Source organism: Rhizobium sp. LC145, assembly GCF_001005825.1.
In the GTDB taxonomy this organism is placed as follows: domain Bacteria; phylum Pseudomonadota; class Alphaproteobacteria; order Rhizobiales; family Rhizobiaceae; genus Neorhizobium.
Genome location: NZ_LBHV01000005.1, coordinates 16,042 through 34,538, shown reverse-complemented (window position 1 = coordinate 34,538; position 18,497 = coordinate 16,042). Strand labels below are relative to the sequence as shown.

33 protein-coding genes and 1 tRNA gene are annotated in these 18,497 nt (G+C 58.4%); 21 read left to right on the top strand and 13 right to left on the bottom strand.

What is annotated here, in order from left to right:
• Positions 1 to 2: 2 nt before the first annotated feature.
• The 7 genes from YH62_RS15600 to YH62_RS15565 form a co-directional block, all read right to left on the bottom strand.
• Positions 3 to 425, bottom strand: coding sequence for a hypothetical protein (locus YH62_RS15600; RefSeq protein ID WP_046795181.1), 423 nt, complete (start codon positions 423 to 425; stop codon positions 3 to 5).
• Entirely contained in the window at positions 422 to 685 is a 264-nt protein-coding gene (locus tag YH62_RS15595) for a hypothetical protein (RefSeq protein WP_046795180.1), read from the bottom strand. Before YH62_RS15595 ends, YH62_RS15600 begins: the two co-directional genes overlap by 4 nt.
• 5 nt (positions 686 to 690) lie before the next feature.
• On the bottom strand, positions 691 to 1,029 hold the full coding sequence (locus YH62_RS15590) for a hypothetical protein (protein ID WP_046795179.1): 339 nt from the start codon (positions 1,027 to 1,029) through the stop codon (positions 691 to 693).
• A gap of 795 nt (positions 1,030 to 1,824) precedes the next feature.
• The gene (locus YH62_RS15580; RefSeq protein ID WP_046795177.1) at positions 1,825 to 2,148 is read right to left on the bottom strand and encodes a hypothetical protein; all 324 of its coding nucleotides are present in this window, start codon (positions 2,146 to 2,148) and stop codon (positions 1,825 to 1,827) included.
• Positions 2,145 to 2,396, bottom strand: coding sequence for a hypothetical protein (locus tag YH62_RS15575; RefSeq protein WP_046795176.1), 252 nt, complete (start codon positions 2,394 to 2,396; stop codon positions 2,145 to 2,147). The genes YH62_RS15580 and YH62_RS15575 overlap by 4 nt, the downstream gene beginning before the upstream one ends.
• Before the next feature lie 54 nt (positions 2,397 to 2,450).
• Positions 2,451 to 2,789 carry a hypothetical protein gene (locus tag YH62_RS15570; RefSeq protein ID WP_046795175.1) on the bottom strand — a complete coding sequence of 113 codons (339 nt, stop codon included), beginning with the start codon at positions 2,787 to 2,789 and terminating at the stop codon, positions 2,451 to 2,453.
• A 271-nt stretch (positions 2,790 to 3,060) separates the two neighbouring features.
• The gene (locus YH62_RS15565; protein ID WP_046795174.1) at positions 3,061 to 3,474 is read right to left on the bottom strand and encodes a helix-turn-helix transcriptional regulator; all 414 of its coding nucleotides are present in this window, start codon (positions 3,472 to 3,474) and stop codon (positions 3,061 to 3,063) included.
• Between the two features lie 93 nt (positions 3,475 to 3,567).
• Between YH62_RS15565 and YH62_RS15560 the strand changes: the two genes are divergently transcribed.
• The 4 genes from YH62_RS15560 to YH62_RS15545 are packed head-to-tail and all read left to right on the top strand — an operon-like array spanning position 3,568 to position 5,286.
• Positions 3,568 to 3,780: a helix-turn-helix transcriptional regulator gene (locus YH62_RS15560; protein ID WP_046795173.1), complete on the top strand. Its 213-nt coding sequence runs from the start codon at positions 3,568 to 3,570 to the stop codon at positions 3,778 to 3,780.
• Entirely contained in the window at positions 3,777 to 4,910 is a 1,134-nt protein-coding gene (locus tag YH62_RS15555; protein ID WP_046795172.1) for a GapR family DNA-binding domain-containing protein, read from the top strand. Before YH62_RS15560 ends, YH62_RS15555 begins: the two co-directional genes overlap by 4 nt.
• Entirely contained in the window at positions 4,907 to 5,095 is a 189-nt protein-coding gene (locus YH62_RS15550) for a hypothetical protein (RefSeq protein ID WP_046795171.1), read from the top strand. The genes YH62_RS15555 and YH62_RS15550 overlap by 4 nt, the downstream gene beginning before the upstream one ends.
• A complete protein-coding gene (locus tag YH62_RS15545) occupies positions 5,092 to 5,286 on the top strand; it encodes a hypothetical protein (RefSeq protein ID WP_046795170.1) in 195 nt (64 codons plus the stop codon). Before YH62_RS15550 ends, YH62_RS15545 begins: the two co-directional genes overlap by 4 nt.
• Positions 5,287 to 5,313: 27 nt before the next feature.
• Here YH62_RS15545 and YH62_RS15540 read toward each other — a convergent pair whose 3' ends face one another.
• Entirely contained in the window at positions 5,314 to 5,607 is a 294-nt protein-coding gene (locus YH62_RS15540; protein ID WP_052760432.1) for a hypothetical protein, read from the bottom strand.
• Between the two features lie 49 nt (positions 5,608 to 5,656).
• On the opposite strand from YH62_RS15540, the gene YH62_RS15535 reads away from it, so the two are divergent.
• From YH62_RS15535 to YH62_RS15515, 5 genes are read left to right on the top strand one after another with little or no spacing between them, the layout of a single operon-like run.
• Positions 5,657 to 6,064 (top strand): hypothetical protein, encoded by a 408-nt coding sequence (locus YH62_RS15535; protein ID WP_245282107.1) that lies wholly within the window; start codon positions 5,657 to 5,659, stop codon positions 6,062 to 6,064.
• Between the two features lie 42 nt (positions 6,065 to 6,106).
• Positions 6,107 to 6,496 (top strand): hypothetical protein, encoded by a 390-nt coding sequence (locus tag YH62_RS15530; protein WP_046795169.1) that lies wholly within the window; start codon positions 6,107 to 6,109, stop codon positions 6,494 to 6,496.
• Positions 6,493 to 6,732 carry a hypothetical protein gene (locus YH62_RS15525; RefSeq protein ID WP_046795168.1) on the top strand — a complete coding sequence of 80 codons (240 nt, stop codon included), beginning with the start codon at positions 6,493 to 6,495 and terminating at the stop codon, positions 6,730 to 6,732. Before YH62_RS15530 ends, YH62_RS15525 begins: the two co-directional genes overlap by 4 nt.
• Positions 6,729 to 7,394 carry an HNH endonuclease signature motif containing protein gene (locus YH62_RS15520; RefSeq protein WP_046795167.1) on the top strand — a complete coding sequence of 222 codons (666 nt, stop codon included), beginning with the start codon at positions 6,729 to 6,731 and terminating at the stop codon, positions 7,392 to 7,394. The genes YH62_RS15525 and YH62_RS15520 overlap by 4 nt, the downstream gene beginning before the upstream one ends.
• Positions 7,391 to 7,591 carry a hypothetical protein gene (locus YH62_RS15515; RefSeq protein ID WP_046795166.1) on the top strand — a complete coding sequence of 67 codons (201 nt, stop codon included), beginning with the start codon at positions 7,391 to 7,393 and terminating at the stop codon, positions 7,589 to 7,591. The genes YH62_RS15520 and YH62_RS15515 overlap by 4 nt, the downstream gene beginning before the upstream one ends.
• 2 nt (positions 7,592 to 7,593) lie before the next feature.
• On the opposite strand, the gene YH62_RS15510 is transcribed toward YH62_RS15515, so the two are convergent.
• Positions 7,594 to 7,839: a DUF982 domain-containing protein gene (locus tag YH62_RS15510; RefSeq protein ID WP_046795165.1), complete on the bottom strand. Its 246-nt coding sequence runs from the start codon at positions 7,837 to 7,839 to the stop codon at positions 7,594 to 7,596.
• A 140-nt stretch (positions 7,840 to 7,979) separates the two neighbouring features.
• The gene (locus YH62_RS15505; protein ID WP_046795164.1) at positions 7,980 to 8,282 is read right to left on the bottom strand and encodes a DUF982 domain-containing protein; all 303 of its coding nucleotides are present in this window, start codon (positions 8,280 to 8,282) and stop codon (positions 7,980 to 7,982) included.
• A gap of 140 nt (positions 8,283 to 8,422) precedes the next feature.
• Here YH62_RS15505 and YH62_RS15500 point away from each other — a divergent pair, with 140 nt between their 5' ends.
• The 8 genes from YH62_RS15500 to YH62_RS30120 all read left to right on the top strand — a co-directional run bounded on the left by YH62_RS15500 (position 8,423) and on the right by YH62_RS30120 (position 11,779).
• A complete protein-coding gene (locus tag YH62_RS15500; protein ID WP_046795163.1) occupies positions 8,423 to 8,611 on the top strand; it encodes a hypothetical protein in 189 nt (62 codons plus the stop codon).
• A complete protein-coding gene (locus tag YH62_RS15495; protein WP_046795162.1) occupies positions 8,608 to 8,928 on the top strand; it encodes a VRR-NUC domain-containing protein in 321 nt (106 codons plus the stop codon). Before YH62_RS15500 ends, YH62_RS15495 begins: the two co-directional genes overlap by 4 nt.
• The gene (locus YH62_RS15490) at positions 8,925 to 9,683 is read left to right on the top strand and encodes a DUF1376 domain-containing protein (protein ID WP_046795161.1); all 759 of its coding nucleotides are present in this window, start codon (positions 8,925 to 8,927) and stop codon (positions 9,681 to 9,683) included. Before YH62_RS15495 ends, YH62_RS15490 begins: the two co-directional genes overlap by 4 nt.
• Positions 9,680 to 9,904, top strand: coding sequence for a LuxR C-terminal-related transcriptional regulator (locus YH62_RS15485; RefSeq protein WP_046795160.1), 225 nt, complete (start codon positions 9,680 to 9,682; stop codon positions 9,902 to 9,904). Before YH62_RS15490 ends, YH62_RS15485 begins: the two co-directional genes overlap by 4 nt.
• Entirely contained in the window at positions 9,901 to 10,368 is a 468-nt protein-coding gene (locus tag YH62_RS15480) for a hypothetical protein (RefSeq protein ID WP_046795159.1), read from the top strand. The genes YH62_RS15485 and YH62_RS15480 overlap by 4 nt, the downstream gene beginning before the upstream one ends.
• Positions 10,365 to 10,556, top strand: a complete 192-nt coding sequence (locus YH62_RS15475) for a hypothetical protein (protein ID WP_046795158.1) — start codon at positions 10,365 to 10,367, stop codon at positions 10,554 to 10,556. Before YH62_RS15480 ends, YH62_RS15475 begins: the two co-directional genes overlap by 4 nt.
• 95 nt (positions 10,557 to 10,651) lie before the next feature.
• On the top strand, positions 10,652 to 11,266 hold the full coding sequence (locus YH62_RS15470; protein WP_245282106.1) for a transcription termination/antitermination NusG family protein: 615 nt from the start codon (positions 10,652 to 10,654) through the stop codon (positions 11,264 to 11,266).
• 439 nt (positions 11,267 to 11,705) lie between these two features.
• Positions 11,706 to 11,779 (top strand) — tRNA-Met (locus YH62_RS30120).
• Between the two features lie 138 nt (positions 11,780 to 11,917).
• On the opposite strand, the gene YH62_RS15460 is transcribed toward YH62_RS30120, so the two are convergent.
• The 3 genes from YH62_RS15460 to YH62_RS31015 form a co-directional block, all read right to left on the bottom strand.
• Positions 11,918 to 12,169, bottom strand: coding sequence for a hypothetical protein (locus YH62_RS15460; protein ID WP_046795156.1), 252 nt, complete (start codon positions 12,167 to 12,169; stop codon positions 11,918 to 11,920).
• 83 nt (positions 12,170 to 12,252) lie between these two features.
• Positions 12,253 to 12,525 (bottom strand): hypothetical protein, encoded by a 273-nt coding sequence (locus tag YH62_RS29490; RefSeq protein WP_082118370.1) that lies wholly within the window; start codon positions 12,523 to 12,525, stop codon positions 12,253 to 12,255.
• 348 nt (positions 12,526 to 12,873) lie between these two features.
• A complete protein-coding gene (locus tag YH62_RS31015) occupies positions 12,874 to 13,038 on the bottom strand; it encodes a BrnA antitoxin family protein (RefSeq protein ID WP_348625766.1) in 165 nt (54 codons plus the stop codon).
• A gap of 170 nt (positions 13,039 to 13,208) precedes the next feature.
• Between YH62_RS31015 and YH62_RS15450 the strand changes: the two genes are divergently transcribed.
• The 4 genes from YH62_RS15450 to YH62_RS15430 all read left to right on the top strand — a co-directional run bounded on the left by YH62_RS15450 (position 13,209) and on the right by YH62_RS15430 (position 18,213).
• Complete coding sequence (locus YH62_RS15450) at positions 13,209 to 13,793, top strand: putative metallopeptidase (RefSeq protein WP_137326901.1); 585 nt, start codon at positions 13,209 to 13,211, stop codon at positions 13,791 to 13,793.
• A gap of 711 nt (positions 13,794 to 14,504) precedes the next feature.
• Positions 14,505 to 14,966 (top strand): DUF2280 domain-containing protein, encoded by a 462-nt coding sequence (locus YH62_RS15440; RefSeq protein WP_046795153.1) that lies wholly within the window; start codon positions 14,505 to 14,507, stop codon positions 14,964 to 14,966.
• Positions 14,930 to 16,369, top strand: a complete 1,440-nt coding sequence (locus YH62_RS15435; protein ID WP_082118369.1) for a PBSX family phage terminase large subunit — start codon at positions 14,930 to 14,932, stop codon at positions 16,367 to 16,369. The genes YH62_RS15440 and YH62_RS15435 overlap by 37 nt, the downstream gene beginning before the upstream one ends.
• Positions 16,369 to 18,213, top strand: coding sequence for a phage portal protein (locus YH62_RS15430; protein ID WP_046795152.1), 1,845 nt, complete (start codon positions 16,369 to 16,371; stop codon positions 18,211 to 18,213). Before YH62_RS15435 ends, YH62_RS15430 begins: the two co-directional genes overlap by 1 nt.
• Positions 18,214 to 18,497 lie beyond the last annotated feature (284 nt).

Here is an 18,497-nt window from a genome sequence, read left to right as displayed (position 1 = left end):
GATTAATCCCCGCTGTCGACGGTCATATCGAGACCGCAGTGTTTGCAGGAGCCGGGATGCCAGCCGCGCAAAGGGTTCGCTCCAATGCCGGCGATCTTCTCGTGCTTGCAGATGGCAAAGCGGACGACGATCGGCTGGTGGATCATCTTTTTCGCCTCTTGGTCATAGCGACCGGTGCGATAGACGACGGCATAGCCTCCACCGTCGAACCTTCCGCCCATTCCGGCGGGGGTGAGGAAGAACTGAGTCCAGTTCTTGCGTCCGTTGATCTTCCCCCATCCCCACTGCGGAACCCAGCTATGACCGCCGGATGCGAGATTGGTGAGGAAGAGCAGAGGATCCACGTCCTCTGTATTCGGAATATCGATCTCGCCCTTGAGGATTGGCGCATAATCTACTTCGATTGTGTAGGCCTTCTCGCTCATGCCGACACCTCCGAGAGGTTGGCGCCGCGTACCGGACGGCCTGCATCGACATAGGCGAGGGTGCGCGCCGGGTCAGCGGTGATCTTCTCGACGCGGTAGCCGAGTTGGTCAGCGAGGCTCATGAATGCCGCGTGGGCGATGTTCACTCGGTATTGAGCGTCAGCGTCGTGACCGTAGTCGGCCATCGCGACGGCTATATCCAAGCTCTTGGAAACGGTGCGGGCCAACGTCGAAGCCTCATAGATTTCAGTCGATTTCATTGCGGTTACTCCGCTGCGATCTTGAAATGGTGGGGGATAGGGAACGGGAAGCGGGCGAACACGCCGTTCCATTCCAGTGCCTTGCGCTCCTCGGCGGTGCGGCCGACAAGCTGGTCATTGAAGACGTCCGGCATCAGAGGCGCGACGAGCGGGCCGGTCGCACCGAGCGCCGAGGCTCGCGCCTGCAGCTCATAGACATCCCTGATCTGGCGCAGATAGTTCCAGCCGGTGATGATCTCGCCCTTGCGGTGCTTGCAGCGGGCGCGCTCGATGGCTTGCGACAAATCCTGCACGGCGAAGCGGAGCGCGTCGGTCGTGCGGTTCATTTGCTCGAAGTGCTGCATTGCCGGTCCTCATCTTGCCGCCGTCCCGTCGGAGCTTCTCTTGCGAGGTGTTCGGGGCGGCTGATGAGGTAAAGATTACCGTTTTGGTAAATTATGTCAATTATGAAATTGCCGAAATGGTAATTTTGTTTTCGGCCGAAATGCACTGGTTACGCATCCGAGTAGCCAGAAAGAGAGAACGGACGCAGTATTTGAGCAGAAGGAGGAGTGAATCCGTGCGCAATCTCAGCGCGGACTGAAGGTGAATGACCGGCGCGAGGCGTCCTTTAGCCGGCAACATTTAAAACGATTCGACACTCAGGCGGATTGCTGCCACTCTGGCCTTCAGCACCAAGCCGGATCAATTTCCATGCCGTCAGTTGAAGTGCTCCGCAACGGAGACAAATGGCTCGTTCGAGTAAACGACGGCCTGGTTGATGAGCGCGAATTTCTAATACGCGAAAACGCTCTTGCCTGGGCGAGTGGCCATCGCAAGCGCCTTGGCATAACGCTAGATCCCATCGAGTTTGATCAAGTGGAGCAACGGGCGGAGCCTCAAACTCATCTCGCTTCCTCCTGACGTCTCGTGTCGATCACCCTTCCTAAGCAGGGTCAGCGGACCCTAGGCAATGCTGTTGCCAAAAAAATACCCCACCGAAAGCCGGCGGGGTAGGTCAGGAGGGGATCTGCGCATGAAAGCAGATCACAAACTTCGCACGCATTCAATTTCGTGACGAGGTCATGTTCCTGGATTTCGGTACGGTGGGGAGCTTTTGCAGTTTAATCGGGGCCTGATGGGAGTAATCGGCATGACACTTAATGTGTCGCATCTCCGTCAATCACTTCATCCTTTGCATCCCGTATGATCTTCAGATCCCGGATCATGCCCGCGGCTTTGAGGAGGGCGGCGCGAACGACATCGGCGTCGGACCTGCCGTCCTTGATCTGGGCATACGCTTCCAGCAGCTCGATCGCGGCATCGTTGATGTAAGCGCTCTCGGGTATGCCGATCTCTACCCGCAAATCGCGAATGGTCCTCACAGCTCTTTGCAGGAGCCGGCATTTCTCATCGTCGCGGAGTTTATTAACCTCGTTGGCGGCGCGCACAAGCTCCACAATGAAGCCGGCGAGCAGGCTCACGCACTTCCCTCTGGCTCATCTCGGTTGAGCTGGTCCGCAAAGTCTAACATCACTGCGGCCATCGAAGTGGACTTCTCGCGAGCGGTCCGCGCAGCGAGCATCCGGACATTCGCCTCGAAGTGTTCCGCACGCATTACGCCAGCCTCTTCGAGCGTTTTGGTCAGCGCGAGCAGGATTGCCGTGGTCGCTGAGTGGATGATAGCCGCAGTTTCAAGCATCTCATCGGGAGTTGTCTCCTGCTTGCTCATTTCAGCGTTTCCTCGTCAAGCTTCCGATAACCCGAATTCAGCAAATCATAGGCGCTAATCTTCCCCTTCATGTGTCGTCCCTCCGTCGAACGCTATTTCCGTCCCTGTATCCACGACGATATACAGATCCCGGATCATGCCAGCGGCCTCGAGAAGGGCGGATTTCACGTCCTCGTCTGTCCGAATTCCTTTCTCGATCGCCCAGGCTGTTGTCTGCAGATCGATGACCACGTCCCTTGCGGTTTGGTTCTGCGGGATGCCGACGGTCTCCCGCATATCGCGGATCGTTGTCACAGCACGCTCTAGCAGCCGGCGCTTCCCAAAGTCGTCAAGCTTCTCCACCTCGTTAGCCGCTCTCACCAACTCTGCTATGAAATCGGGAACAGTGGGCAATTATTAATCCTCATGAATCAAACGCTTGCACACTTAAGCGTTGTGCGTGGGCTCCGTAGTCTTGAAATGTCTGCGCCCTTTGTTCACTATTAGTTCTGGTTTTTGGTTGGCCGGGCGTAGGGAAATTCAGTGGCAATCATTCATAGGATCAGACCCAAGTACAAGACCCGCAACGAGGAGATCGTCGCGGGCCTTTTTGAAGCTGCAGGAGCAGTTGCACCGGCGCCACCGGAAACAGTCATCAAGCGGAAGGCCGCTGAAATCTCGACGCTCATGGCGTTGATTCACGGCGGCGATTGGCGGGTTCAGATTGATCATGAGGACGGCTTGATTGTGATTGCTCGTCGCCGTCAGAGACGAACCCCTTAATTGCCTTGAAGACCTGTGGAAGTTCTTCCTGGTCAACCCCATAGGCCAGCAACGCCGATCTCAGCGCCGCCTCCGGAGATTTTGGATTTTCAGTCACTGGTGGTTGAAAGAGTTGCCAAAGGGGGACTTCGAGCGCCTTGGCAATGCGATGAAACCAGTCGAGGTCCAAGCCGCGCTCGCCCGTGAGGAGGCGAGAGACCGTAGCATCCGTGGTCTCCATGCGCTCTGCCAAGTCTTTCTTCTTCAGCCTCTTAATTTCCATCAACTCTTCAATGAAAATCCCAGTCGGCTTCTTGTCGGATTTCGATTTTGCCATGCCGGTAATCTACGTCCGACATCTTTTGCATCGAATGGCCAGATTGGTAATTTTCCATATTGACAGAAATTGCCATATTGGTAATTTACCAGTATGGAAAAGATCAAGCACTGGCGCACTGAGCGCTCCCTCTCCATCGAAGCGGCCGGCGCCCTTGTCGGGGTAAGCGGTGTCCAGTGGCATCGCTACGAGAACGGGACGCGTCGGATTCCTGCGGAGAAAGCGCCTTCGATCTCCAAACTCACCGGCGTGCCTCTTCATGAGATCCGCCCGGATGTGTTCGGTACTGCGGAGAACGCAGCATGAGCGCCGACAGCCAACTCAAGGCATTCATCGATCGTGTCCTCCGCTTGAAGGAAGAGCAGGACACGATCGGCCAGGACATCCGAGACATCTACGGAGAGGCCAAGGCTGCCGGTTACGACAAGACCGTCATGGGCAAGCTCGTGGCCTACCTGCGCAAGGTCGATAAGGCCGGCGCTTCCGAGGTCGAAGAAGCAGAAATGATCTTCGACACGTACCTTGACGCCTATCGACGCGCTTCCGGTTTTTCTGCGATTAAAGCTGGTCCCTCGCGTGCGCATGCGCATGAGGAAGAATTCGACCCGGTAACGGGCGAAATCCTCGACCCGAAGCTTGCACATACGGTCGTCACCGGCATGCAGACTGAAACCGGTCGCGCCGCGCTGATCGCTGCCGTCGATATCATGATCGCCCACGAAGAGGCGGAAGAACACCAAGCTTCGGACGATGCCCCCATCGTACCCCCTTCGCCTGCAGAGAGCGAAGCCAAGGAAATCTCTGCGTCCAGTTATAGCCGGCCCGCAACCTTGGCGGTTCCCGGTGGCGAACCGAGCATACCAAGCTCCGATGCCGGCGGCGAAAAAATGGAAGGGCGCCCTGCCGCTCGTCCAGGCCGGCCCGACGAACAGTCGGCTCATACAGACGCCAAATCGGGGCAAGCCACCAACACCAATTCGCCGGAAACGGCAAACGAAACCCAAGAGAGGCCCTCGACCAACGATGAGGCATCCCCAGAGGCAGGTCCGCAAGCCGAAGCCTCTCCTGCCGGGACTGGAGCCGGGACGCTTGCGGATCGTGAGGGCCGCCGCGAAGGGGAGGCGGTTTCGGCTGACCTCCCCACCAATTCTGAAATCGCTTCGACCGCTCAAGGTAAAGTCGAAGCCACCAGCGCCGAGCGCGAGACCGAGCTTGATGAGCCGGCAGAACGAGATTGCGCCGCCGCCAATACAGGAGGCGACCATGTAACCGCTCAGACCTCCACCGCTGCAACGGCCGGTGCACTCGTCAGGTCTGCACCGGCCAAATCTCCACTCCGTCCTCATTGCCTGAACCCAGGCGAGCAGTGCGGCGGATACGGCACCAAACATTGCCGGTCCTGCACCGCCGCCATGCAGGAGAGGGAGGTGGCATGAGCACTCTCATCACCCAGGACGGCACCGCCATCGTCATCGATCCCGAACTCGGCGCAGTCTCCGCCCGAACTCGGGAAGAGGCAGAAGCCGAAATCCGCCGGCGCAAGGCTTTGCGACAGCGGTCTGACGGCGGTCTCAACATCATTCACCGACATACGGAAATCCAAACGGGGGAAGCAGCATGACACAGTTTCTTTCTGGTGCCTTCGCAGGCGTGTTGGTCGGCGGCTTCGTCGGGTTCGTATCTGCGGCTCTGGTCGCTGCCTCGAAGGTGGCTCCGAGCGCTTGGCGTCAGGACGACGAAGAGCAGGTGGAAGCCCTCATCGCCAGTCGTATCGAAAACGAGATCGTGCAGGGCGCACGTCTTCTGAATTGACGTGGTCGGGGTTGATCACACCCCACGTCAGGGCTGCCGGTCCTTCTCCTCCTCCCGCGGACCGGCAGCCAGCACTTTCACCTTCGGGAAGCCACCACGCAGTCTCAACACGACGGCAGCGACGGCATCACCGACAGGCACGAACGAGGCTGGCGGCGACGGCGGATCGCCACCAGCAGCAGAGCCAGACGAAGCGGCGGAATTGGCTCTGCGGGAAGGGAAGGGAATTACGGCATCCAGGCGGCGGTCTGAGCCGACGGCAGAGGGCGAAGGCCCTGCAAGGCTTTCTCCTCTGCCGTCTTCGATATCTGTCCTGCGCATCTGAAGTCTCCGTGGAACGAGTTCAGGTTTAGCGCAGGAGGCCGACAAGGTGTTGGGTTTCAACGACAAGGATTTGGGTTCTCGCCCCAAGGAAGTAGCTGACAGGAAGAAGGTAATGAGTCCGACTTTGACGGCTAAAAACTTGATGAGGGATGCGTGGCCGCTCCAGCGGTACACGAAGCTCGACAACATTTTCTATGAAGCGGTGCGGTTCATTTCGCCGCGCGTCACCAAGGAATTTACCGCCCGCCGCGCCCGATCGATTTGGGAGGGCACCGCGCGCCGGATCGATAGCGATGAAATGGACGCCTTACGGGCGGCTCTGATCGAGGAGAGCAAAATTGAAGCACGAGAACTCCGCGCCCGTCTGGCTTCGCTGGATCAGAAGATTGCCTCTTTTGAGGCGGTTGCGCATCGCCAAGCGGTGGCGCGCCAAGGCTCAGAGATGGGCCGATAGAGCTGACTGGATTTGCCCGGAACTGAAGGACGGGGGCGAGTGATGCAGCAACTTGGCCTCTTCGACGTTCTTCGCGGCCCGCCCGTGCGCTTGCCAGTCGAGCCTCATGGTTCAGTGCTCAGTGCTTCAATTGATCCTGATTTCACCTTCCGCCTGCCTCACCCGCGCATGGTGTGGGACCGCGCGGAGATTGAAATCCATCGGCATGAGAACGGGCTCTGGATGTGGTCGACGAGCTTCATGGCCGAAAGCGAGGGAAGTTCATACCGCGTCGGGCCCAAGTGGGGGAAGTTCGCAGGGACACGCGAGGACGCACTCTTCTTCGCCGTCGAGGAACTCGAAGCGCGCCTTGGCAGGAAAGGGGGATCTGACGCCGCCCTCATCATCAAATGGCTTCAGGCCCTGAAAGACAACCCGGAGGCGTTCAAATGAAGAACAAGCTCATTGACCTGAATAACCATCTTTTCGCGCAGCTCGAGCGGCTGAGCGAGGAAGATTTAACGCCCGATCAGATCGACAACGAGGTGAAGCGAACCGAGGCAATCGTCTCAGTCAGCCAGCAGATCGTACAGAACGCTGATCTAGCGCTGAAAGGCGCCAAGCTTGTGGCCGAGCACGGCGCTTATGTCGGCAAGTACCTCCCGATGTTGGAGGCCAAAGCAGAATGAAAGGGCATTGGATTAAATACTCCGATGAGGAGATGGCGTGGCTTAAAGCCAACCGGACGCTGCCTATCGGCGACTATCATGCGGCCTTTTGCCGGCAGTTCTCGCGGGATGATGTTTCAGCCGGCAATCTGCATGCGTTGCGCAAGAGGAAGGGTTGGAAGACCGGCCGCACAGGCCACTTCGGCAAGGGCAGCACGCCTTTTAATAAGGGCGTACCTTGCGAACCTGGCAAAGGCGGTCGGCATCCGAACGCCCGCAAGACCCATTTCAAGAAGGGTGGGCTACCCCACAACACAAAGTATCTCGGGCACGAGCGTGTCTCGAAAGACGGTTACGTCGAGGTCAGCATCGACGAGGAAAACCCGCATACAGGCTACGAACGTCGATACGTTCTGAAGCATATCCACCTTTGGGAACAGGCAAACGGCCCCGTGCCGAAAGGCATGTGCCTAAAGTGCATCGACGGCGATCGGCTGAACACCGATCCATCGAATTGGGTGCTGATCCCTCGGGGCATCCTACCAAGGCTGAACGGCGGTCGAGCGACCCGGGTCATGGCCTACGACACTGCTCCTGATGAGTTGAAGCCTATTCTGCTGACGATCGCCCGCGTTGATCACAAAGCAAGTGAGCTTCGCCGTAAGGGTCGGAGGGCCGAATGACCGACCCAGCCGAAATGATCGCTTGGCTCGAAAGTCGGATTGCCAGCGCAAAGACCTGGCTCGAAGACCACGGCCACGGCTCCAAGCGGCCGCGTCCTGAAACCGAGATCGCCACCAAGGAATACGACATCGCCCGGTTCGAGGAGATCAAGGGCGCGTACCTGAAGGCCTTGAGGAAGCGCGGGGTGGCAGCATGACGCTACTCTTTGATCTCAATCCCTGCTTCGTGCGCTGCGGCAATGAATGCCAGACGAGCGGCTTCCGCCGACTTCTTGCCCTTCATCGCTTGCTCAAGGGTCAGAAGAGCCTTGTCGAGAGCGTCGCCTTCATCAAGAGGCCAGTCCTCGATCAGCGCCCACGATGCTTCCTGGATCGTGCTTATGGTGGTGAACTTGCCGGGCCCTTCCAGCGCGAGCGTGACGCCCTTGTTCCAGTCTTTGCTCAACGCGTGGCCTCCAGATTCCAATTCGGTTGTCTCTTAGCTCCGATCTCCTCCCTTGGCGAGGTGGCGGTATGAACGGCAGTCGCTTCAACTCTGGAAAACAGAGAGGCCGCTTTCGCAGCCTCTCCAACTCGCTTGATCGCTTAGAAGATAACGTGGCCACCGCCGGACTGGCGGTTGATCATCCACGGCCGGACTGCCGGGGCCTTCATGAGGATACCCTTCTTGGCTCCGAAGGCGCGGATCGCGTCACGAGCAACGGGCAGCGGCTTCAGGCCGTCTTGGGCCATGTAGCAGGTTCGAAGCGCGGCCTCGTGGTCGAGGTCTTTATCCGGCTCCGGCCAATCCTCCAGAAAGTCGATGGCATCTTCGACGCAGTTTATCTCTCGAACCAGATCTCGTCGTTCTTTCAAGTAGACGGGTCTGTCGAACATCTTCGCGATCATTTCTACCTCACTGAAAACGTTGGTGATCAACAAGGAAAGCGCTGTGGTTCAGCGCCGATTATCGATTTGTGGTGCCGCTTTTTCCGGTTCAAGAGCCGAGTGGTGGTGGCTGCGATTTCTTTCGAAGGGAAGGCGATCGCATGACCTTTTCCGAAGCGTACGCCCTCCATGGACCCGACACGATCGCCATCAGCGAAGCTCTCGGCATACCTGAGCATGAGGCCGACCGGCTCGTGAACGAGCGGATGGAGCAGAAGGCTCGCCGCCGAGCTGATAATGCCCGTCTCCGTGCCGAGCTGCGCGAGATCCGCGCCAAGAGGCCGGCATGAAGGAATCCCAGATCCACAAAGCCGTCGTCCAGCACTGGCGCGCTCTCGGCAATCCGGGAACGCTGGTGGCTACGATCCCCAACATGGGGAGCATGGGACAGTACGGACTCACCAAGGGCCTGCCAGACCTGATCATCATTGGTCCGGGCATTCACGGCTATCTCGAGCTCAAGACCGAGGTGGGTAAGCTCACCCAGCCGCAGCGCGAGTTTCAGGCGCTCTGTACCGACCGCGGCATACCGTTCTTCGTTACGCATGGCCGGGACGAGCCGATCAGGCTGCTGGAAGACCTCGGCATCGTCAGGAGGGCAGCATGAGCGAGCGGCCCTTCATGCAGCTCTACGTCTCCGATTTCATCGGTGACACCCTGCATCTGAGCACCGAGCAGATCGGGGCTTACATGCTGCTGCTGATGGCAATGTGGAATGCCGGCGGGAAACTGCCTGCCGACGAGGCCAAGCTTGCCCGTGTGGCCCGTATGTCGGTGAAAAAATGGAAGGCCATAGCGGATGATCTTATGCCGTTCTTCGAGGTCGACGGTGAGACCATCTGGCATAATCGCCTGACGAAAGAGCTTCAGAAAAGCGAGAGTAAATCTCAATCGAGAAGTGCCGCAGGGGCAGAGGGCGGAAGAGCTAAGGCACTGAAAGATAAAGAGGCGAGGTTGGCAAGTGCTATGCCTACGCCACAGCATCTTCCAGATACCATAACCAGACTTCCTTCGGAAGACGCGCGCGCGCCTGACCCCTCTTCCGGGTTTGATCAATTTTGGGAAGCATACCCGAACAAGATCGGAGAGCCCACGGCTCGATCGGCATTCCTCAAAGCGCTGAAACGCGCCAGCCTCGACGAGATACTCGCCGGTGCCCGAGCGTATGCAGCCAAGCCCGACGATCGCCAGTGGTGCAACCCGGTCAAATGGCTGTCCGAAGATCGCTGGAAGGACCGGCCCGCCAAACCTCCCGAGAAGCCACCGCCGAAGGCAAACGGCTTAGCTCACCTGCAGAAACCCCAATCTCGAGAAGAATACATCGCCGCCGAACTGGCGCGTTCCGAAAGGAGCTTCACATGATTGCTTTACCGCCCGAGACCGAAATCATCGGATTGACGAGACGACAGCTCCAGGTGATCGATGGCCTTTCAACCGGCAAGCCTGCCAAGGCCGTCGCCGGCGAACTTAAGCTCACGATCAACCAGGTCACCAACGACGTCCAGCGGGCCATTCACGTGCTCGACGCCGGCAACACCGTTGGCCTCGTTGCGACGGCATTTCGGAAGGGTTGGATCGAATGACCCGGCTCGCTCGCATAGACCTGTACTCGGTCGCTCCGCTTCTCCCAGGTGATAAGGTTGCCGGCCGCGTAGCGGCGAGGGGAGAGCATTTCGAGTGGTCGCCGCCGAACAAGGACAAGATCCACACGAATGACCCGATCGCGGTCAGACGACCGACGGTTCAGGAGCTGGGCCAGTCCACGTTCCTTGACCTGAAGGGAACCAAATTCGGCCGCTTCACCGTCCTGGGCATCGCTGCGGACATCGTAACCACGAACGGCGCCAATTGGGTCGTTCGTTGCGTCTGCGGCGCCTACGAGACGCGGAAGGCGAAAACCATCAAGGCTTGGCTGTCGGGCGATTGGAAGGGCGATCATGAGCCCATGTGCGATTGCTGCGGCTATACCCGGCGTCTCCAGATGGGGCGGTACGATCCCAAGAAAGCCGCTGCGGCTGCGAAAGCGATCATGGAGGCGGCGAGATGACCCAGCAAGGTTACGTCGGCTTCGACGATATCCAGGCGATCGGGGAAAAGATCGTAGAGATGGCTGACCGCGTGAAGGTTGTCCATGCAGCAATGCCGGGCGCACAGGCAGCTTGGGCTTTCGAGATGGACGGCACCCGGTATCGAGTGGTCGTGACTGTCGAGGGGCCATCTCCTGAAACGAAATAGGCTTCAGCATAACCGAGCGGCGGCTCGAATACGAGGGAATGAAAATGGCGGAAACTAATTGGTATGCTGTCCGGACTGTCCCAGGTTCTCAGCGGATGGCGCGTGTCCTGGAGCCGGCGAACGACGAGACGGAAGAGCAGAAGGCCACCCGCGAGCGCCGCAAAGGCGAGAGCATCGTCGAGCGCAATCTCCGCAACGAGGGGATTGACGTCTATATGCCGTCCTTCTGGGCCATCACCCAGCACCAGCGCACGAACAAGATGCGGGAGAAGCGTTTTCCGCTCCTGGTCGGCTATGCCTTCGTGAACATCCACCAGCGCGACTTTGAAAGGGTGAGGGGTGTCGAAGGCGTGATGTGCTTCATGCGCCCGTCACCGGACCGCGGCCCGATCGTCTTCCGGGATACCGACATCGGCGGCCTCATGCTGGCAGACTTCGAAAAGCAGAAGATTTGGGAGCAGGAGCGCGAGGAGCGGCTTGCGAAAGCTCAGTCGTACCGACGCAACGCGCTCAACAAGAAGCTCGGACTGATATTCCCAAAAGGAAAGCGGAAGAAGATGCCGCTTCGTATTCTGGCGGAAACGGCTATCGACAGTCTGTCACCCGGCAGCCGTCAACATGTTTTAACGATTCTCAATGAATTGAAAGAGATGGACAAGGAGATGGAGGCTTGCCGCCTGAGCGCAAATCACCTATATTCCGCAGCGTGATTTGGGTGTTCAGTCGGACCTTGCCATGAGCAAAGGGAATACTCGACGGCCCAGCGGGGAGAGTTCCGCCTCCCGCCCATTAGCAGAAATGTGCCCTTAATCCAGTTCATGCTCAGCCGCGTCGGGTCACGCCGGAGGGGCAGTCACGCTGCTCTTCGTGTCTACATCTCCGCCGCTGTCCGTCATCCAGGCTGAAGTTGCATAGACCAGCGCGCAGACGATTGCGGCGAACGCGAACAAGATAACAAAGGCTCGTCGGTCTGAGTGTTTCATTGGGCAATAATAGGTGAATGCCCCGAAAAGGAACATGTGGGCGAAGGTCGCATTAGTTTGCCAAGTACGCGGAGCCAGCCAAATGCACCACCGTATCGGCTCCGTTCTCGTGGTGCATCGTCCCAAGCCCGTCGCCTAGTGCGGCGGGTTTTCCTTTCAGAGTTAATGCGGCTAAGAGCGCCGGTGCGCTCACCTGTCTCATAAGCAGGACTAGGCGGTTCAACTCCGCAGCCGCAACCAAATACCAGGGGAAGCCGACGCGCCCCGACCTTATGGAGCGCTGGATACGCAACCAGCGCCGTCGGCCAAGCCGGGAGGGTAGCCCGGCAACAATTCAGAGCGTTCGGGAGCGCGTTACACGTGAGGCATCTCGGCAGCTTAGGAAAGCAGCGCCGGACTACGCGTCGGATGTTCCACTGAGAATTTAAGCTTGAACAGGATGGCGCCGTTCTCGTCCGTAACCGCCATCAGCCACTCATTGCCGAGCCAAATGGTCATCTCGCCATCGGCAAGCATTTCTCCTGCGCCACGAAGTGCTTCAATTTGAGCTTCGCTTTCGTCGGCGAGAATTAATCCCGTGTCATCAATCGCGGCTTTCCCGTCCAAAACGTGAAAGAAATACCTAGGCATAGCCTTACTCCATCGGGCGGGAGTTCGATATGACTCTCTGTCTCAGCGTGCCGGGAGATGGCTGATGATTTTTAAGTTTACGCTTATTTCATCGTGCGAGGAAATGAATTCGGATCGATGGCCTCTGTTCCGATGTCGCCGAAGATCGCTTTGAAAGCTTCTCTCAGATTTTCGTATCGGTGAAGCATCTGCGCCTTTTCACTCTTCAGGCGCTGGAGAAGCGCGAGCTCGGCGTCGGTGGCATCGTTGGACATAGCGCGCAAGCGAAGGTCTCCTTCGATCTCGCTGATTGCAGCTTGATATCCGAGGACTGCAGCGTCAATGCGCTGTTGGTGCTTCCGTAAAACCAAGCTCATTTCAAGCTCTGTCCCTTTGACCTAGCCCCGTCAGCAATGACGGGGAGAAGCCCAAATATCAGCGCGACGAATGATCATGCCCGCAGTGTGAGCATTTCCTATTCGGCCATGGATGGGTGGCCCTGAAGAAGGCCCCTTCGCTTCTGAAGAGCGAGAAGCCGCAATCAGGGCAGGTAAAGATGTATAGCGCGGCGATGCCATGGCTTATCCAGAACAGGAGGCTGATTGGCGCCCCGCTTGAACCGAAGATGGTGTGGAACAACGGCGTCCATACAATAAAGGCGGCAAGGACCAGCGCGGTCCATGCCACAAACAGCCAAGCCTTCAGGTGGAGTGACGTACGGCCTCTCACAGACCGGCAGCTTTCCGAAGCGCATCGTTCATTCTGGCTTGCCAGCCTTCGCCGGTTGCCTTGAAGTGATCGATAACTTCCTGATCGATGCGGAGCGAAAGAAGCTTCCTCGGGCGACCATTCGGTGAGCGCGTCCGCTTCTTGCCGGCCTGATGATCCATGACCTGCTGAACCCGATCGGTCGGCTTCGGCTCCGGTGCTGGTACAATTCTGATCGCCATGACGTCTCCACTTATGTAGCTACATAACTTGTAGCACTGGCGGAGATGTGTAGCTACATAATTCAAGGCCGTGATTTGACATGCCTAAAAGGCCAATGCCGCCAGAAGACATGATCGAGGATACCTCCATCAGGTTCGAGCCCGCTCCCGATGTGGTAGAGTGGGCCCGATCAACCTTCATCGATGATGGCGCCGACCTTCTGAACGAGGATCACGCGCATCTCCGCTTTGCTTCGATCGGCGCCTTGTGGACGAATATCCCCAATGGGAGACATGGCCGTCGGATCGTCGGTCAGTGTGAGATGGGATTGCCGCCGGCCGGAAAGTGGTCTCGCGCCAGGATCGAGCTTCAGCTACAGCAATGGTTCGGCGACGTGCCGGACTTCCTGCTGACCTTCGATGCTCATTATGCTTCGACCTGCTCGGATGCAGAGTTCTGTGCGCTGGTCGAGCACGAGCTTTATCATGCAGGCCAGGAGCGTGATGCATTCGGCGCACCGAAGTTCCGGAGAGATGGCAGGCCTGCGCTCACCATCCGCGGGCACGACGTGGAAGAGTTCGTCGGCGTCGTCCGTCGCTATGGGGCAGATGCCGCAAATGTCCGTGCACTGGTCGTAGCGGCAAACCGGCCGCCGGAGATATCCCGAGCAAGCGTTGGCCATGTGTGCGGGACGTGTCAGCTAAAGGTTGTTTAAGGGAGCCCGACCAAACAAAAGCCAGCCGAAGAGCAATACTAGACAGTAGATCAGCGCAAACACTCCCGCGAACATGATGACTGCCACAAGGGCCCGAATGGGAAGCGAGAACCAAATCTGTTCTCGGAATTGTACGGGTTTCCCCTTGGCTCCATTCGCCCGCACGTAAATGATTGCCGGCAAATCTCCGGGTAAATCGCTCGCGAGAGAGAAATCGACGCTCTCGCCGCCGTTCAGCCGCTCAATCCTGAGGATATACCTTCCGTCTGCCGATATCTGCTCTGTCGTAACGAGGTGCGGATATTGCTCGATATGCGGAGGTTTCCAGTTGAATATTATCTCGAGTTGCTCAGCCGATTTCTTGCCTGAGTTGAAAACGCGCACCCTCTGTACTCGCAGCGACCCGGGAGTCCCATCTGGTCTAGTTGGCAGCATGACCATGTTAGTCACTGTGCCGTAGCGAAGTCTGGAACGGGGGGCTAGCCAATTCCTCACTAGCGCGATCAGCACAGGAATCGCTACCGTGATTACAGCCGCAATCAACGTGTCACTTGAGGTGAACCGGCTCCATACATGCGCGAGGCTGAACGCCTGATCCATAAAAAAATACCCCCCACATTTGCTATCGTGTGTCTGCCCCAAGGTACCGAAGCTCCTCTGATTCCCGCCCCCGGTCAAACGGGATTAACTTGATGGCTCCTTGATAAATCGATGGCAAATCAGAAACTCAGCCGCGAGCAGCAAACCTATGTGGTTCAGGCGCTCGCCTGCTTCGATAGCCCGGCCGTTGTCGTCGCCGCACTCAAGAAGGATTTCGGGGTGGCGATCAGCCCGCAGGCGGTTGAATGCTATGACCCCACGAAAAAGGCAGGCCGGAATCTGTCGGTGCGCTGGAAAGCTCTGTTCGAGGAAACTCGCAAGACATTCCTCGAAGACACTGCTTCCATTGCCATAAGTCACCGGGCGGTGAGATTGCGCGCTCTCCAGCGCATGGCCGAGAAGGCCGAGACCCAGGGCAACATGGTGCTGGCATCTTCGCTGCTGAAGCAGGCGGCCGAGGAAGTCGGCAACGCATATACCAACAAGCGGGAACTCACCGGCCCAGGCGGCGGACCGATCCAGACAGAGAACCGGACATGGCGCGAGGTACTGCGGCAAGAGACGAAGGGCTGATTGCCGCCGCAACCCTAACCAACCCGGCGCTGTTCGACTTCTGGGAAAAGGTCTTCTTCGGAGAGAATGACATTGCCGTCCTGCACGGCGGCCGGTCGAGTTCCAAGACGAGGGACACAGCATGCCAGTTGGTCCGGCTCGTGGACCATGTCCGGGTCAAGATGCGCGTGCTCTGCATCCGGCGATTTCAGAACCGCATTCAGGAATCGGTCTACACCGAACTGAAATGGGCGATCGGGCATCTCGGCCTCAAAGCCGCGTTCGACGTCCAGAAGACGACGATCATCCACATCGCCACCGGGGCAGAGTTCATATTTTACGGGATCGAGCGCAACCTCGAGGAAATCAAGGGAACGTCCGATATCGACATCCTCTGGGTGGAGGAGGCGGAGAAGCTCACCGAAGAGCAGTGGTCAGTCATCGCGCCGACGATCCGCAAGGAAGACAGCCTTGCGATCCTGCTGTTCAACCCGAAGATGACCACCGACTACGTGTGGAAGAACTTCGTCATCAACACGCCGCCACACTGCGTCGTGCACCAGATAAACTACACGGAAAACCCGTTCCTTTCGGAGAAGGCAAAGCGCGACATCGCCGCGATGCAGGAGCGCGACCCCGAGATGTTCGAACATATCTATGGGGGCGTACCGCTGGGCGACAGCGAGCTTTCTATCTTCAAGCGCCGCTGGCTGGATGCGTGTGTCGATGCTCATAAGGTGCTTAAGGTCGAACTGACCGGCCGGAACATCATCGGCTTCGACCCTGCAGACGACGGCGAGGACAAGAGCGCCACGGCCGATAAGATCGATGGCGTCTTCACCGACGCTGAGGATTGGGCATCCGGCAAGGATCAGCTTGTTCAGAACGCAAAGCGTGTCTGGGCCAAGGCGAAGAATGCGGGAGCTACCGTCTCATACGACACGATCGGTGTAGGCGCCTTCGTCGGCGGGTACATCGATGAGCAGAACCAGGAGCACGGCGCGGAAGTAGATCACTTCGCCTTTCATGCTGGCGGCGCGGTCATGGATGCCGACAAGCCGAGCGACCCGCACAACAGCAATAGCCCGCTCAACAAGGACGAGTATCTGAACCTGAAGGCCCAGGCATGGGCGAACACGGCCCGCCGCGCGATGCTCACCTTCAACGCGGTGACCAGAGGCCAGCCGATCAGGCCGGAGGATGTCCTGTCGTTCTCGTCATCCATGGGCAAGGAAAAGCTCGACGCTCTCTTCACCGAGCTTTGCGTGCCGTGGTGGGTCGAGACCGAAGGCAAGAAGCGCGTCGTGCCAAAGCTGAAGCTCAAGAAGGACTTGGGCGTGAAGTCTCACAACCTGGCTGATGCTGTGATCGCCGCCGACAACGTGAATATCGGTTTCAACTACGGAATGCTGGATGTCGTTTGATGCTGCTGTTTGACCGTCTACAGAACCTCGTCAGTGGCCTGGGCACGGCGAAGGATAAGAAGGTTGCAACCGTCTTCGCCTTTGCGCCGGTTGATCCGCAGCAGCTCAATGCGATGCACCGGTCTGACTGGATGGCCCGCAAGGTCGTGGACATCATCCCCGATGACATGACCCGCGAGTGGCGCGAGTGGAAGGCAGACGAGGCGGTCGTCGAGGCGATCGAGAAGATCGAGCGAGCGCCGCAGATCAACATTCAGGCCAAAGTCAATGAAGCTATGCAGCTTGCTCGCCTTCGCGGCGGTTCGGTCCTCGTCCTTGGTGTTGATGTCGGAAGCCCTGATCAGGAGCTTGTCCTTGAGCGCGTCGGCAAGGATGCGCTGAAGTATGTGCATGTGCTCGGCCGCGACCAGGTGAGCTACACCGATATCAACCGGGATGTGACGTCGCCCTACTATGGCGAGCCGGCCATGTGGCGTGTCAACGGTTCGAACGGGCAGCAGGTGGATATCCATCCATCCCGCGTGATCCGGTTCGTCGGCGCGCCGATCCTCGACAGGAACCTGGCTGAAACCGAAGTGTGGGGCGATAGCGTCTTGCAGATCGTCTATGACGCCTTGCAGAACGCGGCATCCTCGCAGGAGCACACTGCATCGCTTATCCCGGAAGCGAAGACGGATGTGATCTACATTCCCGGCCTGTCGAAGTACCTTCAGAACGAGACCACGACGAAGAAGCTCACGGATCGCTTCACATATGCCAACACCCTCAAGAGCATGTTCAATATGCTCCTACTGGAAGGGGACGGCACGGACGGCGAGAAGTGGGAGCAGAAGACCATCAATTTCAGTCAGTTCCCGGAGCTGCTGAGGCAATACCTTCAGGTCGCCGCCGGCGCCGCTGATATCCCGCTGGTCCGCTTCCTGCAGGATGCGCCGTCGGGTCTCGGCTCGAACGGCGAGGTCACGCTCAAGAACTACTACGACAAGATCAGCGCCGATCAGCGGAACATGCTTTCCCCGGCGCTCTGGCGGTTCGATGAGATCTGCATCCGCTCGGCCACCGGCAAGCGAGACTCGGCCGTCTACTACGAGTGGGCGCCGCTCTATACCCAGACGGAAAAGGAGCGGGCGGAAGTCTTCAAGATCAATGCCGAGGCTGCCCGCGCGATTGTCGGTACGGCTGCTGGTCAGGAGCTTATCACCCGCGAGGCGGTATCGAAGGCCCTGATTTCCCGGATTGAGGAGGACGGCAACCTGCCGGGCCTCGCTGCCGCCGTGGAAGAGTATGGCCTCATAGAAGAGCAGGAGCCCTCCGAAGAAGAGATAGCCGCCGCGGCAGCCCAGGAAACGAATGCGACCCGTCGCCAACAGGTAGCCGCCGACGCTGCGCCGAGGTCACTCTACGTGTCCCGGAAGGTGCTGAACGCAGGCGACATCATTGCGTGGGCAAAGGGGCAGGGCTTCTCTACCACACTGCCGGCCGATGACCTGCATGTGACGGTGATCTATTCCCGCACGCCGGTCGATTGGATGAAGGCCGGTCAGGATTATTGGAACGAGGATGGCACGCTGCTCATCCCGCCCGGTGGCCCGCGAGTGGTGTCTCGTTTCGACGGCGGCGCCGTCGTGCTCGAGTTCTCGTCTGCCTCACTGTCGTGGCGCCATCAGGAACTGAAGCGCACCGGCGCCGAGACCAGCTATCCCGAGTACGCTCCGCACATCACGATCACCTATAGGTCGGGCGAGGTCGATATCGACAAGGTCGAGCCGTACCGCGGCAAGATCGACCTTGGGCCGGAGGTTTTTGAGGAAGTCAACGACGACTGGAAATCAAGAGTGGTGTAAGGGGTCCGTAACAACAACAACCGGCCCTCCTACCAAGATCTCCGAAATCTCTGTCGGCTCAGTGGTCCAGTAATCCCGCGCCCAATCAGATAGATAGTCGACATACGGATTCGGTCCGGCAGGCGTGGAGATGGCAGTAAGGTTCCCTCTGAACTGAGGAGTGCCCGCCAGTTGTGGTTCCACGCCGAAGATTGAGCCCTGGCCCTGCCGATACCTCTCCCGGAAAATACTGGCGTGCTCGAAGGTCTCGCAAGTGAAGATGCTGTCGAGGCGTGATGGAGCCT

Excerpts from the sequence above, each read along its gene's own strand:
- YH62_RS15600 (WP_046795181.1), bottom strand. The coding sequence starts at position 425 with ATGAGCGAGAAGGCCTACACAATCGAAGTAGATTATGCGCCAATCCTC.
- YH62_RS15595 (WP_046795180.1), bottom strand. The coding sequence starts at position 685 with ATGAAATCGACTGAAATCTATGAGGCTTCGACGTTGGCCCGCACCGTT.
- YH62_RS15590 (WP_046795179.1), bottom strand. The coding sequence starts at position 1,029 with ATGCAGCACTTCGAGCAAATGAACCGCACGACCGACGCGCTCCGCTTC.
- YH62_RS15575 (WP_046795176.1), bottom strand. The coding sequence starts at position 2,396 with ATGAGCAAGCAGGAGACAACTCCCGATGAGATGCTTGAAACTGCGGCT.
- YH62_RS15565 (WP_046795174.1), bottom strand. The coding sequence starts at position 3,474 with ATGGCAAAATCGAAATCCGACAAGAAGCCGACTGGGATTTTCATTGAA.
- YH62_RS15560 (WP_046795173.1), top strand. The coding sequence starts at position 3,568 with ATGGAAAAGATCAAGCACTGGCGCACTGAGCGCTCCCTCTCCATCGAA.
- YH62_RS15555 (WP_046795172.1), top strand. The coding sequence starts at position 3,777 with ATGAGCGCCGACAGCCAACTCAAGGCATTCATCGATCGTGTCCTCCGC.
- YH62_RS15550 (WP_046795171.1), top strand. The coding sequence starts at position 4,907 with ATGAGCACTCTCATCACCCAGGACGGCACCGCCATCGTCATCGATCCC.
- YH62_RS15545 (WP_046795170.1), top strand. The coding sequence starts at position 5,092 with ATGACACAGTTTCTTTCTGGTGCCTTCGCAGGCGTGTTGGTCGGCGGC.
- YH62_RS15540 (WP_052760432.1), bottom strand. The coding sequence starts at position 5,607 with ATGCGCAGGACAGATATCGAAGACGGCAGAGGAGAAAGCCTTGCAGGG.
- YH62_RS15530 (WP_046795169.1), top strand. The coding sequence starts at position 6,107 with ATGCAGCAACTTGGCCTCTTCGACGTTCTTCGCGGCCCGCCCGTGCGC.
- YH62_RS15525 (WP_046795168.1), top strand. The coding sequence starts at position 6,493 with ATGAAGAACAAGCTCATTGACCTGAATAACCATCTTTTCGCGCAGCTC.
- YH62_RS15520 (WP_046795167.1), top strand. The coding sequence starts at position 6,729 with ATGAAAGGGCATTGGATTAAATACTCCGATGAGGAGATGGCGTGGCTT.
- YH62_RS15515 (WP_046795166.1), top strand. The coding sequence starts at position 7,391 with ATGACCGACCCAGCCGAAATGATCGCTTGGCTCGAAAGTCGGATTGCC.
- YH62_RS15505 (WP_046795164.1), bottom strand. The coding sequence starts at position 8,282 with ATGATCGCGAAGATGTTCGACAGACCCGTCTACTTGAAAGAACGACGA.
- YH62_RS15500 (WP_046795163.1), top strand. The coding sequence starts at position 8,423 with ATGACCTTTTCCGAAGCGTACGCCCTCCATGGACCCGACACGATCGCC.
- YH62_RS15495 (WP_046795162.1), top strand. The coding sequence starts at position 8,608 with ATGAAGGAATCCCAGATCCACAAAGCCGTCGTCCAGCACTGGCGCGCT.
- YH62_RS15490 (WP_046795161.1), top strand. The coding sequence starts at position 8,925 with ATGAGCGAGCGGCCCTTCATGCAGCTCTACGTCTCCGATTTCATCGGT.
- YH62_RS15485 (WP_046795160.1), top strand. The coding sequence starts at position 9,680 with ATGATTGCTTTACCGCCCGAGACCGAAATCATCGGATTGACGAGACGA.
- YH62_RS15480 (WP_046795159.1), top strand. The coding sequence starts at position 9,901 with ATGACCCGGCTCGCTCGCATAGACCTGTACTCGGTCGCTCCGCTTCTC.
- YH62_RS15475 (WP_046795158.1), top strand. The coding sequence starts at position 10,365 with ATGACCCAGCAAGGTTACGTCGGCTTCGACGATATCCAGGCGATCGGG.
- YH62_RS15470 (WP_245282106.1), top strand. The coding sequence starts at position 10,652 with ATGGCGCGTGTCCTGGAGCCGGCGAACGACGAGACGGAAGAGCAGAAG.
- YH62_RS15460 (WP_046795156.1), bottom strand. The coding sequence starts at position 12,169 with ATGCCTAGGTATTTCTTTCACGTTTTGGACGGGAAAGCCGCGATTGAT.
- YH62_RS29490 (WP_082118370.1), bottom strand. The coding sequence starts at position 12,525 with ATGAGCTTGGTTTTACGGAAGCACCAACAGCGCATTGACGCTGCAGTC.
- YH62_RS31015 (WP_348625766.1), bottom strand. The coding sequence starts at position 13,038 with ATGGATCATCAGGCCGGCAAGAAGCGGACGCGCTCACCGAATGGTCGC.
- YH62_RS15450 (WP_137326901.1), top strand. The coding sequence starts at position 13,209 with ATGATCGAGGATACCTCCATCAGGTTCGAGCCCGCTCCCGATGTGGTA.
- YH62_RS15440 (WP_046795153.1), top strand. The coding sequence starts at position 14,505 with ATGGCAAATCAGAAACTCAGCCGCGAGCAGCAAACCTATGTGGTTCAG.
- YH62_RS15435 (WP_082118369.1), top strand. The coding sequence starts at position 14,930 with ATGGCGCGAGGTACTGCGGCAAGAGACGAAGGGCTGATTGCCGCCGCA.
- YH62_RS15430 (WP_046795152.1), top strand. The coding sequence starts at position 16,369 with ATGCTGCTGTTTGACCGTCTACAGAACCTCGTCAGTGGCCTGGGCACG.